The 17,733-nt window shown below is 49.1% G+C and carries 14 protein-coding genes; 8 read left to right on the top strand and 6 right to left on the bottom strand.

Features of this window, described 5'->3' with window-relative positions; translation table 11 throughout:
• Window positions 1-81: 81 nt before the first annotated feature.
• From fba to SHEWANA3_RS17540, 5 genes are all read left to right on the top strand, one after another.
• Window positions 82-1,149 carry a class II fructose-bisphosphate aldolase gene (gene fba, locus SHEWANA3_RS17560; RefSeq protein ID WP_011621571.1) on the top strand — a complete coding sequence of 356 codons (1,068 nt, stop codon included), beginning with the start codon at window positions 82-84 and terminating at the stop codon, window positions 1,147-1,149.
• A gap of 137 nt (window positions 1,150-1,286) precedes the next feature.
• Window positions 1,287-2,024: a DUF481 domain-containing protein gene (locus SHEWANA3_RS17555; RefSeq protein ID WP_011718152.1), complete on the top strand. Its 738-nt coding sequence runs from the start codon at window positions 1,287-1,289 to the stop codon at window positions 2,022-2,024.
• A 240-nt stretch (window positions 2,025-2,264) separates the two neighbouring features.
• Window positions 2,265-3,734, top strand: a complete 1,470-nt coding sequence (gene nhaD, locus SHEWANA3_RS17550; protein ID WP_011718151.1) for a sodium:proton antiporter NhaD — start codon at window positions 2,265-2,267, stop codon at window positions 3,732-3,734.
• Between the two features lie 166 nt (window positions 3,735-3,900).
• On the top strand, window positions 3,901-4,650 hold the full coding sequence (locus SHEWANA3_RS17545) for a helix-turn-helix domain-containing protein (RefSeq protein WP_011718150.1): 750 nt from the start codon (window positions 3,901-3,903) through the stop codon (window positions 4,648-4,650).
• Window positions 4,643-5,191: a hypothetical protein gene (locus tag SHEWANA3_RS17540; RefSeq protein WP_011718149.1), complete on the top strand. Its 549-nt coding sequence runs from the start codon at window positions 4,643-4,645 to the stop codon at window positions 5,189-5,191. The genes SHEWANA3_RS17545 and SHEWANA3_RS17540 overlap by 8 nt, the downstream gene beginning before the upstream one ends.
• Window positions 5,192-5,258: 67 nt before the next feature.
• Here SHEWANA3_RS17540 and SHEWANA3_RS17535 read toward each other — a convergent pair whose 3' ends face one another.
• Window positions 5,259-5,783 carry a hypothetical protein gene (locus SHEWANA3_RS17535; protein WP_011718148.1) on the bottom strand — a complete coding sequence of 175 codons (525 nt, stop codon included), beginning with the start codon at window positions 5,781-5,783 and terminating at the stop codon, window positions 5,259-5,261.
• Window positions 5,784-5,793: 10 nt separating this feature from the next.
• Window positions 5,794-6,615, bottom strand: a complete 822-nt coding sequence (locus tag SHEWANA3_RS17530) for a hypothetical protein (protein ID WP_041413141.1) — start codon at window positions 6,613-6,615, stop codon at window positions 5,794-5,796.
• A gap of 445 nt (window positions 6,616-7,060) precedes the next feature.
• On the opposite strand from SHEWANA3_RS17530, the gene SHEWANA3_RS17525 reads away from it, so the two are divergent.
• The 3 genes from SHEWANA3_RS17525 (at window position 7,061) to SHEWANA3_RS17515 (ending at window position 9,809) form a co-directional block, all read left to right on the top strand.
• Window positions 7,061-7,804: a helix-turn-helix domain-containing protein gene (locus SHEWANA3_RS17525; RefSeq protein WP_011718146.1), complete on the top strand. Its 744-nt coding sequence runs from the start codon at window positions 7,061-7,063 to the stop codon at window positions 7,802-7,804.
• On the top strand, window positions 7,797-8,327 hold the full coding sequence (locus SHEWANA3_RS17520) for a hypothetical protein (protein WP_011718145.1): 531 nt from the start codon (window positions 7,797-7,799) through the stop codon (window positions 8,325-8,327). Before SHEWANA3_RS17525 ends, SHEWANA3_RS17520 begins: the two co-directional genes overlap by 8 nt.
• 84 nt (window positions 8,328-8,411) lie before the next feature.
• Window positions 8,412-9,809: a hypothetical protein gene (locus SHEWANA3_RS17515; protein WP_011718144.1), complete on the top strand. Its 1,398-nt coding sequence runs from the start codon at window positions 8,412-8,414 to the stop codon at window positions 9,807-9,809.
• On the opposite strand, the gene SHEWANA3_RS17510 is transcribed toward SHEWANA3_RS17515, so the two are convergent.
• The 4 genes from SHEWANA3_RS17510 to SHEWANA3_RS17495 form a co-directional block, all read right to left on the bottom strand.
• A complete protein-coding gene (locus SHEWANA3_RS17510) occupies window positions 9,793-12,027 on the bottom strand; it encodes a PAS domain-containing protein (protein ID WP_011718143.1) in 2,235 nt (744 codons plus the stop codon). The genes SHEWANA3_RS17515 and SHEWANA3_RS17510 overlap by 17 nt on opposite strands.
• Before the next feature lie 133 nt (window positions 12,028-12,160).
• Window positions 12,161-12,865: a TatD family nuclease-associated radical SAM protein gene (locus tag SHEWANA3_RS17505; RefSeq protein ID WP_049796013.1), complete on the bottom strand. Its 705-nt coding sequence runs from the start codon at window positions 12,863-12,865 to the stop codon at window positions 12,161-12,163.
• Window positions 12,866-13,056: 191 nt separating this feature from the next.
• Window positions 13,057-16,260 carry an efflux RND transporter permease subunit gene (locus tag SHEWANA3_RS17500; RefSeq protein WP_011718141.1) on the bottom strand — a complete coding sequence of 1,068 codons (3,204 nt, stop codon included), beginning with the start codon at window positions 16,258-16,260 and terminating at the stop codon, window positions 13,057-13,059.
• Window positions 16,260-17,477 (bottom strand): efflux RND transporter periplasmic adaptor subunit, encoded by a 1,218-nt coding sequence (locus SHEWANA3_RS17495; protein WP_011718140.1) that lies wholly within the window; start codon window positions 17,475-17,477, stop codon window positions 16,260-16,262. Before SHEWANA3_RS17495 ends, SHEWANA3_RS17500 begins: the two co-directional genes overlap by 1 nt.
• Window positions 17,478-17,733: the final 256 nt, after the last annotated feature.

Here is a 17,733-nt window from a genome sequence, read left to right as displayed (position 1 = left end):
AGCATAAAAATCCATCCAAACGATAGCGACCTCGGTGACCTAACGTTGATGTGACAGTCACCCTATTATTGGAGTTAAAAAATGGCGTTAATTTCCCTACGACAACTACTCGATCACGCGGCAGAGCATGGATACGGTGTGCCAGCGTTCAACGTAAACAACCTTGAGCAAATGCGCGCTATCATGCAGGCTGCAGAAGCTACAGACAGCCCTGTTATCGTGCAAGCCTCTGCGGGTGCACGTAAATATGCGCGTCCACAATTCTTAAAATACCTGATGACGGCTGCACTTGAACAGTATCCAGATATCCCAGTCTGTATTCACCAGGACCACGGTACCGATCCTGACATCTGTCAGCGTTCTATCCAATTAGGTATGTCATCAGTCATGATGGACGGTTCATTAATGGCCGATGGTAAAACCCCTGCTTCTTACGAGTACAACGTTGATGTGACTCGCAGAACCGTAGCATTCGCCCACGCGTGTGGTGTGTCTGTAGAGGGTGAAATCGGTTGTTTAGGCAGCTTAGAAACCGGTACTGCTGGTGAAGAAGACGGTGTCGGCGCAGAAGGCGTATTAAGCCACGACCAACTGCTGACCAGCCCAGAAGAAGCGGCACGCTTCGTTGCTGATACCCATGTTGACGCGCTGGCGATTGCGATTGGTACTAGCCACGGTGCATACAAGTTCAGCCGTAAACCAACGGGTGATGTACTGCGTATCGACCGCATCAAAGAAATCCATGCCCGCATTCCTAACACTCACTTAGTAATGCACGGTTCATCTTCAGTGCCACAAGAATGGTTACAGATCATCAATCAATACGGTGGTCAAATTCCTGAAACTTACGGCGTGCCATTAGAAGAAATCGTAGAAGGTATCAAACACGGCGTGCGTAAAGTGAACATCGATACCGATTTGCGCTTAGCGTCTACCGGTGCGGTACGTAAATACTTGGCCGAACACCCAAGCGAGTTCGACCCACGTAAGTTCCTGAAAGCCTCTATGGAAGCGATGGCAGACATCTGTACTGTTCGCTACGAAGCTTTCGGTTGTGCGGGTCAAGCTTCTAAGATTAAGCCATTGTCTTTACAAGCAATGTACAAAGCTTATCAGTCAGGCGCATTAGATCCTAAGATCAACCTGTAAGCCTTAAAGCACTGTTAAAAGCCCGCTGATTAGCGGGCTTTTTTATGCAAAAAACCGTTGAATTTTCATTTTTTAATCGTAAATGTTAGTATTGCGCAGATTTTTTAGGGGATAAAACGCAACAGGAACGGATAAACATGAAGAAAGTACTGACCGCAGCGCTATTAATGACTGCGCCATTTATGGCTAATGCGGGAGCCGATTTTGTAAAAGGCGACAAGACATTCGCAGGTGAAGCCGAGTTAGGTGCAACCTTAACCACAGGTAACACCGATACCTCATCCTACAAGGGCCGCTTAAGCCTAAAACACGAACTAGGTGACTGGGAAAACCAATATCTTTTAGAAGGTTTGTACAAAGAAGATACGGGTGAAGTGACAGCTAAACGTTATTTAGCGGGTGCTCAAGGCAACTATAAGATGACAGATCGCAGCTATCTGTTTGCCAACGCTAACTACGAAGTCGACCCTTTTACCGGTTATGACTACACAGTTTCAGGCGCGGCGGGTTATGGTCACAGACTCTATGACACCAGCAAGACCTTCTTGGATGTGGAAATCGGTCCCGGTTACATCTATCAACGCCTCGATTCAGAGCAAGCCCTGCTAGAAGGCACAGACTCGAATGACAGTGTGGTTGCCCACGGCGTGATCAACTTCGAAACTGAAATCACTGAAACCTCAAAATTCCAGCAACGTTTTGTGGCCGACTACGGCGATAAATTAGATGCGCGTTCAGAAACCTCGCTGACTGCCAATATTATTGGCGCCTTGGCGATGAAGTTTGCGATTATCGTGCGTTACAACAGCGAGCCGCTGGATGATAAAAAGAGCACTGATACCGAAACGAATATGACCTTGCTCTACTCGTTCTAATCAATGTGATTGATATCAATAAAAAAGCACCGAGAGGTGCTTTTTTATTGGCTGTTTTTGGACTAACTTGAAACAAAGTTAGTTAATTCTTTATTAGTTATGTCTGTAGTTATACAAAAATTAATGTTGTAGATGCCCTTGGTTATCGGGAAATGCATAGAAAGTTGCGTTTTGTCAAAATTTACAGAGCCCGAGCTATGGTAATTTTCGAACTAATTTCCCTTGCAGAGATCAACTTTGATGAAATTACAGCGGTGGTTTAAAAACAGTGGAGTGGTGCTCGCTAGCCTATTCTGCGTTGCAATATTGAGCGGATTCTCACCAGCAGTTTGGGCAATGACCGAAGGAACAGAACGGCTCGATTTAACCGCTGCATCAGTGGGGTATATTGCCGTATGCGTCTTCGTGCTCGCCTATATTTTGGTGATGGCCGAAGAGGCGCTGCACCTGCGTAAATCCAAACCCGTATTGGTCGCAGCCGGCATTATTTGGGGCATGATAGGTTTTGTGTATGTGCAAAATGGCATGTCGGAGGTTTCCGAGGCAGCCTTTAAGCACAATCTACTGGAATACGCCGAGTTATTACTCTTCCTATTAGTGGCGATGACTTATATCAACGCCATGGAGGAACGTAACTTATTCGATGCGATCCGCGGTTGGCTAGTCGGACGGGGATTTAGTCTGCGAACCGTGTTCTGGCTGACGGGGTTTATGGCGTTCTTTATCTCGCCAGTGGCCGATAACTTAACCACTGCATTATTGATGTGTGCCGTGGTGATGAAGGTCGGCGCGGGGCAGCGCAAATTTATTACGCTGGCGTGTATCAACATTGTGGTTGCGGCGAATGCGGGCGGTGCCTTTAGTCCCTTTGGTGATATCACCACCCTGATGGTGTGGCAAAAGGGCTTAGTGCACTTTGCTGACTTCTTCCATCTGTTTATTCCCGCCTTGGTCAACTTTGCCTTGCCTGCGGCGATTATGAGCGTGTTTATCCCACGTTATGTGCCAGAGCCTGAAAAAGAGCAGGTGTACACTAAACCCGGTGCTAAACGTATCGTGGCGTTATTCCTGCTGACCATTGCGACGGCGGTGTGTGCTCATTCCTTCTTCGGCATGCCACCTGTGCTTGGGATGATGACGGGTCTGGGCTTCCTGCAGTTCTTCGGTTATTACCTGCGTAAGACCTTCGATAAATCCGTTGCTCGTGAGCGTGCGAAGGCGGAATTACGTCAGGATAAACAACGGCTACAACAACTTGGCAGCGTGGTGCCCTTCGATGTGTTTAGCCGGATTTCCCGCGCCGAATGGGATACCTTACTGTTCTTCTACGGTGTGGTGTTATGTGTGGGCGGCCTTGGCTTTATGGGGTATTTAAGCTTAGTGTCTGAGGCACTGTATTCCCATTGGGATGCAACCTATGCCAACGTGGCTATCGGTCTGTTGTCTTCCATTGTCGATAACATTCCAGTGATGTTCGCCGTGTTGACCATGAACCCAGAGATGGCCCTCGGTCAATGGTTACTGGTGACCTTAACCGCGGGCGTTGGGGGCAGTTTGTTATCCATCGGCAGTGCGGCAGGGGTTGCCTTGATGGGACAGGCGAGGGGGATTTACACCTTCGGCGCCCATTTACGTTGGACGCCTGTGATCGCGCTTGGCTATATTGCTAGCATTTTGGTACATATGTGGCTCAATGCGGCAATGTTCTAAAAACAAATGAAACACAATGTATCGTTGTTTGTTTTTAGCATTAAATGTTTTATTGATGTGTTTCACAGATTATTCATCTGACCATGTTAGGTGGTATTAAGATCACTGCGTTGTTTTAGCTCGAATTGTATACTCGGCCTCAAGTAAGATGATGAAAGAGGCCGAGATGCAAATAGGCGCTTGTTGGTTTAATGCACAGGAACAAGTGCTGGTTGATTCGGCTTCAGGACGCAGCTGGTTATTGAGTGCGGATGAATTTCAAATACTTTCTCTGCTGAGTGCACAGCGCGGCAAAGTCGTTTCGCGCATGGAGTTACAGCAGGCGATTCGGCCGCAACTCAAATTGCCTATGCGTGCCGATGACTTGCTCAATAGCACCATTCGACGCTTAAGGTTATTTCTCGGTGACGATGCGGCGCATCTATTGGTCAATGTAGCTAATCAAGGTTTTATCCTTTACGCCACTCCTAGAAAACAATCCCGTACCGAGCTTAATTCGCCGCTTTTTAAACTAGGTATGCCACAGTTTATGTTGCTGATGCTCTTGACCTTGGCAACCCTGTTTTGGGTTGGCTCTCGGATCTCCCACCCTACAAGCATCACGCCCAATTATGCGACGCAATTACCTATGCATAATGGTGATTTGTCAGAGATCCAATTTTATACGGGACAGCCGATGGACCATTCGATGAAGCCATTAGTCGACCACTTTCTGGCGCAGGTTTCGGCTTGTGCCATTTTCCCTTGGCAATCCATCGCCGCCACAATCTCAACGGACCAAAAGTTTGTGAGTCTAGTGCTAAAAAATGAAGATGCCGATGGGCTGAGATTCGAGACCATCAAGATGATGTCCGAGGATTTTAATGCCGATGTGATTGATGAGTTATGGCTAAAAATGGTGGGGATCTGTGCTTAAATTTTCTGATTTAACGGCGAAAACCCATAGGTTTCGTTTATGGCATGTAGTTGGAATAATTGTCATTTTATCCAGTATCGTGCTGGGCACTTACGCCATGAGCTTTAACAGTAAGCAACTCAACTTGAGTTGCCTGGCTAAGCTGTACCAATCGCCTTTTATGGCCGAATCTCTGCCTGCCTTTAGCCAAAGTTTAGCCCTCGATGTGGCGATAGAGGCTAATCACGCTAAGTTAAGTTATCGCTATGCGCAGGATGGGCAAGACTTGGCTGCGCTGATTTACCGCGGCAAAGTCAGTGCCTTAGAGCCTGGCACTATGACTTATAAGCTGAATTTAGACCAAGCCAATTTAAAAATGGACCTACTGCAAACCGAAGTGCCCGACTTAATGCGTGCCGAGGTGCGAAAATCCCGCCAAGCCTTATTCGAGCAGGGCAGAATGAGTTTCGATATGCAGATTGTGGACATGGATACCTTAAATGATTTCGTGTTGATTAAGTTCTATCCCAGCGGGCATTTGTGGGCTTGTAGGAGTCATTAATGTCAGCAATAAAAAGGCATCCCACAGGATGCCTTTTTTGGGCACGATGAAGGGGGGGACTGTGTCGCTACTGAGGTGTCACTTGAACTAATGCCAGTTCATTGTTGGCCTTAGCACCATAGATCTGAATCGCAACCTTGATTTGGGACACGGCGCCGCTGGGGTCCTGTTGTTGCCAATCGAGACCCGCGATTTCGAACTGATATTGGCCATTCTTCACTTCGGTCAGTTGACCCGTACATTCTCCTTGGCTCTGGCAGCGATAACTTTGGGTCACATGCCAGCGTTTCCAAGCCTTAGGATTGGCCGAGACTTTATCTTTATTAGGGAAACCAAAGTAATAAATATCATAGCTCTTGGCGGCGGTAATCGCCGCTTGGTTAGCATCGGTTAATGAGAACACTAAGCTGCCGGTGTTAGAGTCAAACTGTTCTACCGCCAGATTAATCTGAGTGGCCTCATCGATACTCACCGTGGTTTCGACCGGCGGCGGTGGCGGCGGAGGCGTGACCTCCTCGGATTTATCATCATCACTACCACAGCCGACAAGGATGAGTGTACCTAGGGTTAATGCGAGTAATGGGTATTTCATCACTGCCTCCTTAATTGAAGTGGCCAGTGTGGCACGTGGTGCATTCCATATCGGTTTTAACACTTGCCGCCGAACCTAAGGTGCTGGTGCTGCCGTGGCAGACTTGGCAATCCTGCGCTTCCAGTGAGGGTTTGGTGCCGGGGAGGGCGCCAATATTCTCGCCCTGATAGGCACGGTTTAGCAGTTCCACCAAGTAATAGGCCATAGAGGCCGATAGGCGATAGCAGCGCTCACCCTTCTTGGCGAAGGGCAGGCCAGAAGCCCGTGACCAGTTACTGATGGAGGAGTGGCACAGCACACTCATGGCTTTCGATGAGCTACCTACAAGGGCGGTTTTTTCCGCTGTCGAGCCGATACCTGCAACGAACTCAGGGGTCGATAGTGGCAAGGTGGTGTTTTCATAGTAACGGAAGGTATTGGCGATAACCGCGCTATTCTGGCCGTTAATATCATCTAAGATGTTGACTAACATACCAATAGCGTTGAGGTTACCACAGAGTGTGCCTTGGCCTGTGACCCCAGCAAAACCATACCCCGCAAGGGCGGTGGGAATGGTTTTAAATTTGTCGGCATCGGCACTATTAGATTGCGCTAGCATAGTGATAACCGAGTGAAACACTTGGTGCATACAGCCGCCACCCGTCTCGTAGGCAAGTTTTGCGGTTGCCATGGCATCGAGTGGCACATATTTGAGTTTTTCCCCGAGGGCTAATTGATATTGACCGTCGGCATTGGTTGCCGCAAATGCTGACGTACCCATTAAAGTTGCGCCCGCAGCCGCCGTGCTGATACCGATAATGCGAGTTAATGCTTGGCGTCGATTAATGCTCATCATGAATATCCTCTTTTATTAATTGCTTTTATTTATCAATCAGTAACCATTGGTTGATGGCATCATTCTAGAAACTACAGCAATAAATAGTGTGATTTGCGGCCGGGGATATTTCGCCTCCCAAAATCGCTGGCGGTGGGAGAAGAACAATCGTTTTAGTCGATGCTTACGAGGTAATTTTGTGGGAATGCTCGATTTCAATTTGCGGCAGCGCACATTATTTGTGGCATTTATGTAAATTTACGCGGATTTATCACCAAGCGAGGGGGCTGCAAATACCATTTATCGCTGTGAGCTGAAGCAGGTTTTTGTTCTATGCTTATTTGCCTGCGGGGGAAGCTCACGAAAATTAATTATTTAGCCCCTTGGGTTAACGGGATCACAGTAATCATTAGCAGGCTTGCATAGACTTAATTCGATGATTTTATAGGTTGGAGTTTGAATTATGCAGGTGGGGGGCTGTTGGTTTGACCGTGAGCGTGGCTTACTCGTCGAACAGGCTCGTGATGAATCTTGGCACCTTCCCCGTGCCGAGTTGCAAGTGTTGAGCCTGTTGGTTGAACATCAAGGCAAACTGGTCTCCAAGCATGAGCTGAAGACTGGCGATGGGGCGCATCCTCCTCTGACTGACACTTCGTTAGCGCGGGCGGTCTTTATGATCCGCTCCTTCCTCGGACCCCAATATGAGGGGCTGATTGAAACCGTCAAGGGGCAAGGCTATCTGCTGCACTGTACCCAAGGGCAAAAGCTAAAAAGCTTGCGTTATCCTAGGCTGCAATCCTTACCTTGGTGGAGTGTGTTGCTGGTTTTTGGATTTATGCTCGCGATTTCAGGATTTTACCTTAGCCGCATCGACCACAGCGTACCGACTCAGCCTTTGCTCTCCACCGATTTGCCCTTAGCCTCGGGTCAACATATTCGACTGCATTTGTATGCCAACTCGAAAACCAACAATACCCTATTGTTTGAGTTAGGCGACCGCTTAGGCCAAGGGTTGAGTCGCTGCGGCCATAGTGATTGGTCCGAAGTGTATTCCTCACTCTCCCACGATAAACAGGTGCTCAACATTACTATGCGGGGTTATAAACTCGGGCAATCGGTGATCCGCAACTTGAAGATCAGTGACTTCAGGCGGCCGAAGGAATTTATCGATGTGAACTGGCTACAGGAGGTCGGGATCTGTGGCTAAGTGGCTTAAATGGACAATAAATCTGACTATACTCTCGGCGCTAATCGTCGCCTGCGGGGTGATTTACCTGCAATCTGTCTCCAATAAGGCGGTGATCTTAAATTGCAGTTCCGAACTCTTCGACCGCCATACGCAGCAAGTGGATGAGGGGAAATTCTACTTATTGGTCGATGTCTTAATCTCGGCGGGCAATGCGCAAATCAATTACCGTTACTTTAACCTCGATGGTTCAAGCGCGGGTGCGATTCTGATGCAGGGCGAGGTCAAGAGCATGGAGCTGAACCGCATGACCTACAATGTTTCAGTTAAAACCAAGACGGAATCCGAAGACATAGATAAAAAGTCTTGGCCCGAACATATGAAATACCTTTCCTACATCAGCAGCTTGCACTTTAGTGAATCTGGCAGACACAATCTCAGCATAGAGGTGCTCGATAGCGACACGAATCAAGACTATGCCGTTGTCTTATTCCAGCCGAGTAACACTGTTTGTGGCTGTCGAATCGTCAATAGCCGAATTTAATCAGTGAATTTGCCGCGCTTTCGGTTTAGATTATATTTTCCATGGTGTTAATGCCGACTCTTCCATCTCAATCATAAGGTTGTTGTGTTTAAGATACGTGTCAAACAAGAAGAATCCCTGTCGATTAAGTTCAGCCATCAGATGGAAAAGGGCGATAATCGTCAGCTCGATCTCTATTTCTTTTTACCAAAGGAAATGGGCATAGGCGCGCACACTTTAAACGAAGAAGAGTATTACCACAGCGCGATTGTCGGACGCCGCTCCTACTACTCCGAAGGGCTGCACTTGCCACTGGTGCAAGGGCGATTCGCCAGTATGAATCGTCGCACCGTAGAAGAATTCCGGCTGTACTTAAACCTGTTTGCCTACCAGTTTGCCGTCGCGGTTGAAAACGATGTCAAAGAACTCAATCGCATCGCCGATGTGGAGCACTTCTATCTGGCGCTCGATGAGCTGTGCGAGCAGGTGACGCAGCTGCTGAAAAAGTTTCGCCGTAATGAGCCGGGCGATCCTAAATGGAAATCCTATTTCGAGAACGCCGATAACTATCTGTCCTGGTTCTGCGAGCAGCAACTGCTAAAAGTACTCGCCCATGCTACCCGCACCAGCGATTTTGCTGACATTCAAGAACGAGTCTTGACTCTGTGCCGCACCGAATGCGCTTATCGCGATGCCAACAACTATAACTCGGCACAGACCAAGCAAGACCCCAACCGAATTTCGAATAAGATGCTGTTATTGCGGCGCTTAATTCAGCAAGGTGTGGTACTCAAAGAAGAGTTAAAACCCTTAGGCATTGGCCTTAAGAAGTTTACGACAGGACTTGCGACCGCATTGGTGATGTTGGTGGTATCGGCACTCATTATCGAAGCGCAGGGCGTCTTTAGCGGCTTTACCATAGCATTGGTGTTGACGCTGGCGGTTATTTACGGATTTCGTGAAATCTTTAAGGATGATGTGCGTAATGCCCTTTGGCGCTTTATTCAGCGTGGTCGGCCGCGTTGGAGCCGTATCTTAAGGGACACCACCAGTCAGTCGGTGATCGCTAAGCAATTAGTCTGGCTCGAATTTATGCGACAGCAGGATTTGCCGGAGAAGGTTAACGAAATCCTAAAACAACGGCATAGCCAGAATAAGGTCGATGCCGAAGTCCTGCATTACAAGATTGCCACTCGGGTAAATCATGGCGAGTTTCAGGCGGGCTACTCAACCATACAAGAGCAAGTGAACTTCAGTTTTGTACCCTTTGCCCGCTACTTAGAGCGGGGCAAGGCCAAGATTTATAAGGAACTTGAGGGCAAGATCAGCCACGAGTCGGTCGAGCGTCGTTACCAAGTGAATCTGATTTTAGTGCTGCGGGACGGCCGAGAAGAGCCTGAATACGCGCGCTACAAAATCACCATGAACCGCTCGGCCATTATCGAGATCACCCAAAGTAAGCTACCCGATTCCTTTAATCCGCCCGCTAAGGCTGACGAGTAAAGGCCTGGCCGATATTCTGATCGTTATTCTGCTTCGCCCGTTTGAGCGCCACCTCGGCATTGCTGAGGTATTGCTCTAGGCTTTGTCCTTCCTGATAGCTGGCAATCCCAATGCTAATCCCTTCACCTAAGCCATTGCTGTTGAGCTTTTCTATGGTATTGAGGGCAAAGTGATGTGCCGCCGTGGCATCGGTATCTGGCAGTAACAACAACAGTTTACCGAGTTGCCAGTGAAGGATTTGGTAGTGGGTAGGGATCTCGAGCAAGAGCTGCACTTCCACTTCCTGCTGACGCGTCTCGAGTTGGTCGATATCACTCATATGGCTGAGTAAACCCTCGGGGTTGATATCCATCACTAGCAGGCTTGAGTGGTTGCGGCTTTGGGGCGAAAGCGATGCAAAATAGCGTTCTAAATCGGCGAGATGCTGCAAAATGGTGCTGCGGTGCGGCACAAAGCTGCGCGGCTCTGCGCCCCTCAGGTTATCGGCGGCTTGCTCTAAGGTACAGATGATGTAATCAATCTCACCGTCGGCGGCCACATGCCCCTTTAAGGTGGCCTGTAAACAATTCGAATGGCGCAGATTGGGCGAGCAGAGGATCTGCCCTTGCCATTGACCTTGCATGCTGATCTGAGCGGTGATCCGCTGCCACTGGTTACCCAGATCGTTGGCGAGCAGTGAGGCTAAATCATGATTCAAATCGCCATTCAGTTGCATCAGTTGATCGAATACTGGATTGATTTTTATCAGCTTACCATTGGCATCAGTCAGCGCTGTGGCCACAGTCGTATCGCAGAGTAAGTCGCTTAAGAAGGCTTGATTCTGGCAATCGATCATGGCGCTAATATCTTCAAGGGAGACTAACAGATGCGGTAAGCCGCGCCCCAATCTCGGCGCTTGGCGTACGCACACGCTAAGTCTTGAGCCCTTATCATTGTCTAGCGACAGCTTGCCTTGCCACTCACCTTGTCTATGCACTTGGTCGAGCATTTGCGCGTGGGTCAGGTCGTCGAGATTCAGCGCGCGCTGCAGGCTGCGATCTGTGAGTTCATCCTGTGGCACTTGAGTCGCCTCGGCCGCCTTAGGGTTGGCACTGATGATCCGTGCCTGCTCATTGGCGAGGATAAAGCCGATATCATTGTTAAATAGTGCATTGGCCACATCGATACTGTATTGGCGCGAGCGATACTGCAGGCGATACATATGGCTGAGTAAGATCACCCAAGCGGCGAGTAAGGTCAGGATTAACGCGGCGACGATAACGATGTTTTGCCACTGGGAAAACTTGGAGGCGATATCGGCATTGCGGATATAAGAGAGTAAAAAATACTCGCGGCGCAGTTCGGGCTGATTGGTTAACTCGACTTTGAGGTACACGAAGGTGGCATCTTCACCATGAAATTGGCCAAAGTTGCTCATCGACATTTCCCGCCATAGCGCCGGATAACTCTGGCGCAGACTGGCGCCTAAGGTATCGGGAATATGGGTTAAGGGCGCGAGTTCACTCACACCCGCATAGAGCAAGCCTTGGGTATCTAGCACTAGCATCGGAGACTTATTGCTTGAAAATGCAGGTTTTATCGCTTCTAGCATCTGCACAATCGAGTTGTAGGTAATCAAGTAACCTAGCGAGCTTTGATCGGGTTTCTCGAGCCAAGTCATTTGATACATGTAGGGTTCGAGCATGCCATTGAGGGGCACAAACTCCAAGGGCGAGGTAAAGACTTCTTTACCACCTAAGTTGCGGCTCGAACCTAACAGAGCGGCGGGCAGCGCGTCCTGACTAAAGTTTGAAGGTGTCGCAAACTTATAATTACCTTGGGGATCGAACAGGGCAATGCCGAGGAGTTCAGGAATATGCTGCACTAGCTCCTGCCAACTTTCCTGCAATTTCTGCTGAGACGAGGCCGTTGGATTTTTGAGGTACTGCTTGAGTAATTCGTCTTTGGCAAATAGCTGAGTGCGAAACTGCTGGAAGGCGACCTTATCCGTGATCAGCGTGCCTATGGTTTGTAATTCGCTGTATCTTTGGGTTGCCCATTCTTCCTGTAACCGGCGTTCACCTAAGGTAATGATTAAGTTGGTTAAAATAATCATACCTATCACCAGCATAGATAACTGGCTCGCGACAGCCAACAGGCGTTGGTGAGACCAATGCAACCCTTGGGTCAATGAAAGTAATGGCGCGAGTGGGTGTAGGCTAGGGTTCTTTTTCAGCATGGGCCGATTTGGGGTTGATTAACTGTTAATTAGGCTATGTTAACACGAATGAAATGTTACGACAGTGGCAAGTTGCTCGGCGACTCTGTTATGCCGAGCAATGCATCAACCCAACGGCTATTCTGGGGATCTATTAACCGAGCGCGCCCAGCACTCTGTGCTTAAACTCGCAGCCCGAGGCGAGTACTTGTTCGCGGCAAAGATCGATGTCGACCCCTTCTAATCCCTCAATCGCCGAGACTTGAACGCGCTCAATATAGTGGGGGGCGAGGGCGATAAAGGCATTCACTGCAGCGTAGGAGCCCGCCAGTTTTGGGCGGCAATGTTGGTTATAGGCGGCCTCATTGTCGGCGTTGAGGGAAATGGATAATCCATCCACGCACTCCGCTAACTCGGGCAGAATGTTGCGCCTGTGAACTAGGTTGCCTAACCCATCGGTATTGACCCGCACACGGCCGCCACGGCGTTTGATTTCCTTGGCTACGGCCAGCAGGGTCGGCAGATTCATCGTCGGTTCACCGTAACCGCAGAACACATATTCCTCAAAGTCTTCCACCTTACCTAACAGCGGGATGATTTCCTCTGGCTTGGGCTGGTGGGTCAATGCCAATTGATACTCGTGAATTTGTTTACTGCCATTATGTTTCGGGCAGAAGGCGCAGCGTAGGGTGCAACGGCCGGTGATATTCAGGTAACGACTCCTGCGAATATCATAGACTAAGGTTTCGTTGGCGCAGGTTTCATTGGTGCACACTTCCGCCGTTGTGTTGCCATTGGCTAAGGTTTCAGTGGCTTTGAGTGGGGCGGGGGGGATTGGGGCAGAATGTGAGTTTGGCATCCGATCTGTTTTCATACTATCGACTTTATTGGCATCTTGGCGGTCACTTAGGTTGAGTGTAACGAATGCGATCCTTGATAACTGCCACCTAGATCGCACAACGCGCTTTACTCGTCAGGACAGGCTAGAGATAAAAAAGAGAGCCTAGGCTCTCTTTTTTATGGGGTTAGGATGTTATGACTGTAATACCACTAATCCTGTTTATAGTCAGGTGCATTAAAGGCATCTAAGGATACCTTGTGGCTCTCATTGGCAGGTAAATGCCTTTCCTGCGATGTTTTTGGGCGCCACCACCAGTGGTAAAAGCGGCTAGAAGTACGTTTAACATCATCAAGAATGATGTACAGCAAAGGCACCAAAATTAGGGTCACCACAGTCGAGAATAGGATACCGAAGGCGAGGGAGGTCGCCATAGGGATCACAATCTGCGCCTGTAAGCTGCGTTCAAGAATGATAGGCACAAGACCGACGAAGGTGGTTAACGAGGTCAAGATAATCGCCCTGAAACGATAGCAGCCTGAATCCACCGCCGCTTGTCTGACCGATTGCCCTTGCTCCCGCGCCCGGTTAACAAAGTCCACCAGAATCAAGGAGTCGTTTACCACTACCCCAGCGAGCGCGACGATACCACACAGACTCAAGACGCTCATGGCAAGGCCTTGGATCAAATGCCCAAACAGGGCGCCGATAATCCCGAAGGGGATGACTGACATAATGATCAGCGGCTGGCTGTAAGACTTGAGCGGTACCGCCATTAAGGCATAAATGGTAAACAGCGCAAAGAAGAAGCCCTGCATTAGACCGACCATGGCATTCTGCTCATCCAAACTGCCGCCATCGAGGGTGGTTTGGATTTTCGGATACTTGGCCTGTAACTGCGGCAGGAAATCCTGTTGGATTTCATTCACAACCTTGGAAGGCTCCACCTTGTGTTTGTTGGCATTGGCAATAATGGTAATTGCTCGCTTGCCATCGACACGGGTGATTGAGGCGTAGGATTCGCCTTTTTCGACTTCAGCAACGGTTGAGAAAGGCACCGACTTGCCCTGCGGCGTGCGGATCAACATATTCTCGAGGTAGCCAACGGTACGGCGCTGCTCTAAGGGGTAGCGCACCATGACTTTGATTTCTTCTTTATTACGCAAAATACGTTGTGCTTCATAACCATAGAAACCATAACGGACTTGGCGTGCTAAATCTGACAAGGTTAAACCCAGCGCTTCGGCCTCGGGGCGGATCTTTAAACGGATCTCATGGCTACCCGAGGAGAAGTTATCGGCAATGTCGTACACACCTTCGTAGGTGGCGAGCTTTTGCTTAAGCTCGCGGGCGGCTGCGGATAATTCTTCGAGATCGCTCGAGGTTAATCTAAAGGAGATGTCACCACCGCCTCCGCCGTTACCGCTGGCGTTGAAATCGAGCTTCTTCACCGACAGTAACTCGGGTAATTGTTCGCGCCATGCAGCGGCAATCGTCTCGCCATCCACATCCCGGTCTTCACCCTTGGTCAGTTCGGCAAAGATAAAGGCGGAGGTGCGCGAGCTCATGTTGATAAAGCTGTGCTTCACCACTTCGCTGCCGTTGTCCTTCTCCATTTTTGCGTTCATCTTGTACAGGGCTTCTTCAATATCCTGTACCACTTTGAGGGTGTTTTGCTCTGAGCTGCCTTCATCCATCTCTAGCTGTACTTGGATAAAGTCCGATGGAATATCGGGGAAGAACACCCAGCGTACTTTGCCGCTGGCGACTAAGGCTATGGATAAAATCAACACACCGATAAAGGCCGCGACGACGTTGTAGCGATGTTGGATACAGCGCTCGAGGAAGTTGCGGTAACTATGGTGAATAAAGTGTTGAACGTGATTATTAAATCTGTCCTTGAAGCGACCAAAGAAACCCGTGGGTTCCCCCGGCTTTCTAAACTTCATGTGGGCTAAGTGCGCTGGCAGGATAAATTTAGATTCCACCAGTGAAAATGCCAGACACATGATGACCACCATGCCGATGGATTTCCAAATAATCCCCATGGGGCCAGAAACCATCAACATAGGGATAAAGGCGGCGATAGTGGTTAACACCCCGAAGGTGGCGGGCATAGCCACCTTTTGCGCGCCGCGGATCACGTTATCAATCGAGTGTCCGTGCCGTTCGACCTCGCTGTAGGCACTTTCACCTATCACAATTGCATCGTCGACGACTATCCCCAAGACGAGAATAAAGGCGAACAATGTCAGCATGTTGATGGTCATGGAGAAAGGTTCCAGCGGCATGATCAGCATAGTGCCGAGAAAACACACGGGTAACCCCATCATTACCCAGAAGGCGAGTTTGAGGTCGAGGAACAGGGCTAAGATCACAAACACTAATAGGGCGCCGTAAAACATGTTCGACATCATCATGTTTAAGCGGCCCTTGAGGTAGTGGGTTAAGTCTCCCCAAGTGTCTAATTGTGCATTGGCTGGCAGAGTGGCACGGCGTTTCTCGACGTAGTCTTTAACCTGTTGAGCAATGTCGAGGGCGTTTTGATCGTTCACGCTGGTCACTTCGATAATCGCTGCAGGCTTGCCGTTGAAGCGGGTGTACTCTAAACGTTCTTCAAAATCATCCTTAATGGTTGCCACTTGGGGCAACATCACCCGGCTACCATCGGTGCGCGTGGTGACGACGATATTGGCAAAATCATCGCCGGTATAGGCTTGGCCTTTAGTACGCAGCAGAATATCGCCATCTTCTGCGCGGATCGAACCGCCCGGCAAGTCGATAGAAGAGTTTTGCACCGCCAAGGCGACTTGCGAGAAGGTCAAGCCGTATTCCCGCAGCTTATCTTCCGAGACTTCGATACCGATTTCATAGTCGCGCACCCCTGTGACTTTCGCGCGGGTCACAGAAGGGAGTTGGGTCAAATCATCACGTACCGATTTGGCCAGTTCCTTCATATCGTGCAGCGACATATCACCGTAGACCGACACCCAAATCACGTTGTTTTCGGGTTCGATTTTAAAGATTTGCGGTTTTTCGATGTTCACCGGAAAGGTGGAAATCGCGTCCAATCGCAACTTGGCTTCGTCGAGTACGGTTTGCACGTCGTAGTCATCTTCGACTTCGACCGTGATGGCGCCGACGCCTTCACTGGCAACCGAAGTGACTTTTTTAATGCCGTTGATATCTTGGATGGCTTCTTCAATCTTAATGTTGATGCCTTCTTCGATTTCCTGCGGCGCAGCGCCGGGATAAGCAACGGTAATGCTCAATAAGTTAAGGTTAAAAGAGGGAAATACCTCTTTATTAATCAATACTGTGCTAAATAGACCGCCAATCAGCAGCGCCCACATTAACAGGTTGGCTGCCACGCTGTTGCGGGCAAACCAGGCTAAGATCCCTTTTTGTGTATCCATTAGTTCACTCCAGCGGCCGCAAGACTCGACTCAGGAGCATCTTCCTTAGGCGTGGGTGTCTGCACTGGCTTGGCATCTTCACCTATGATTTTGACCAACTGGCCATTCGCCATATTGCTAAAGTGAGTGATGGCAACGCGCTCACCGGTTTTTAAGCTGTCCTTGATAAACACATTTTCAAGATCGCTACGCACCACATTTACATGGCGCATCTCAACAATATTTTGCTCATTAACTAAGGCAACATGCTCATTACGCACTACGTGGCGAGGCAGTTTGACAATACCATCGACAGAGCGCCCCTTAATTACGGCGTTGACAAAGCTGCCGTATTTCAGCGGTAAACTGCCTTGGGTTTTGTGCTCACGCAGGTAAGGGTCTTTAATCTCGGCCACGAGGTAAACCATGCGGTTATCGGCATCAATCACGCCTTCGCTACGAATAATATTACCCATCCAAGTGTTTTCCTTACCCGCCAAAGAGGCGCTTAAGGTGACTTGGGTATCGGGGTGATCGACGGATTCTAAATAGGCTAAATCATCGTTAGAGATAGGGAGACGAATTTCGGCAATGCTAGTGTCGTAAAGCTCGCCTAGGTTAGTGCCTAATGTAACGTACTGACCTAAATCGACATTTCTAGCTTTGATAATGCCATCGAAGGGGGCGCGAATGACTGTACGCTCTAAGTTACGCTGCGCACGTGCCAGTGCTGCCTGGGCATATTTCACGTTGGCTTGTTCTTTTTTCAGCTGTGGAATACGTAACCCCAGCTCTGGCGGCAAGCCTTTGTCGTAGCCTTTAAATTCGATTTTAGCGACTTCGCCACGGGCGATTTCTTCATTCAGTGCCGCGGTTGCCTGAGCCAAGGTGGCTTCGGCTTGCATTAAATCGGCTTCGTAATCCGAAGGTTCGATTTGGGCTAATTGATCGCCTTTCTTCACTATGCCACCGGCCACAAATTGCGGGGAAATGCTCAGCATCCGCCCTTGGACTTCGGTGACCAGTTGCGTCTTATATTTAGGGGTAACCACGCCGTAGGAAGGAAGATTAAGCGATACCGTTTGCTGCTCAACCTGAGTCACATCCACGATAGGCACGGGCATTTCTTCGGGCTTTTGTTCGGGGGCTTCCTTGGTTGACATCAGTGCTATTGCGCCAACAACAAATAACAGCAGTATAAACAGAGGAGATAATCTCCTGAGTAAAGTTTTCATCATATGATTGTTACATCCGTGCTAAATCGCTTAATGCGCCTAAAATATCAGAGTCAGGCAGCGCAATAAATTTATTTTTGTAAATAAAATGTGTCTAAAGGTGATATCGAATGGCGTAGGGCTTATCGAGCTTGGTGACGTCCCGAATTTCCACCTTAATTTGTTGTGATTAGAGAGGTTTGGCGGTTGTGAGTTCCATCGTAGTCACAAGAGCGTTGTGCCATCCGCCCATAAAAAAAGCCGCATTATGCGGCTTTTC

This window comes from Shewanella sp. ANA-3, assembly GCF_000203935.1.
Classification (GTDB): Bacteria; Pseudomonadota; Gammaproteobacteria; order Enterobacterales; family Shewanellaceae; genus Shewanella.
The sequence above is the reverse complement of the archived record's forward strand: the minus strand, read 5'-3'. Positions and strand labels throughout refer to the sequence as shown.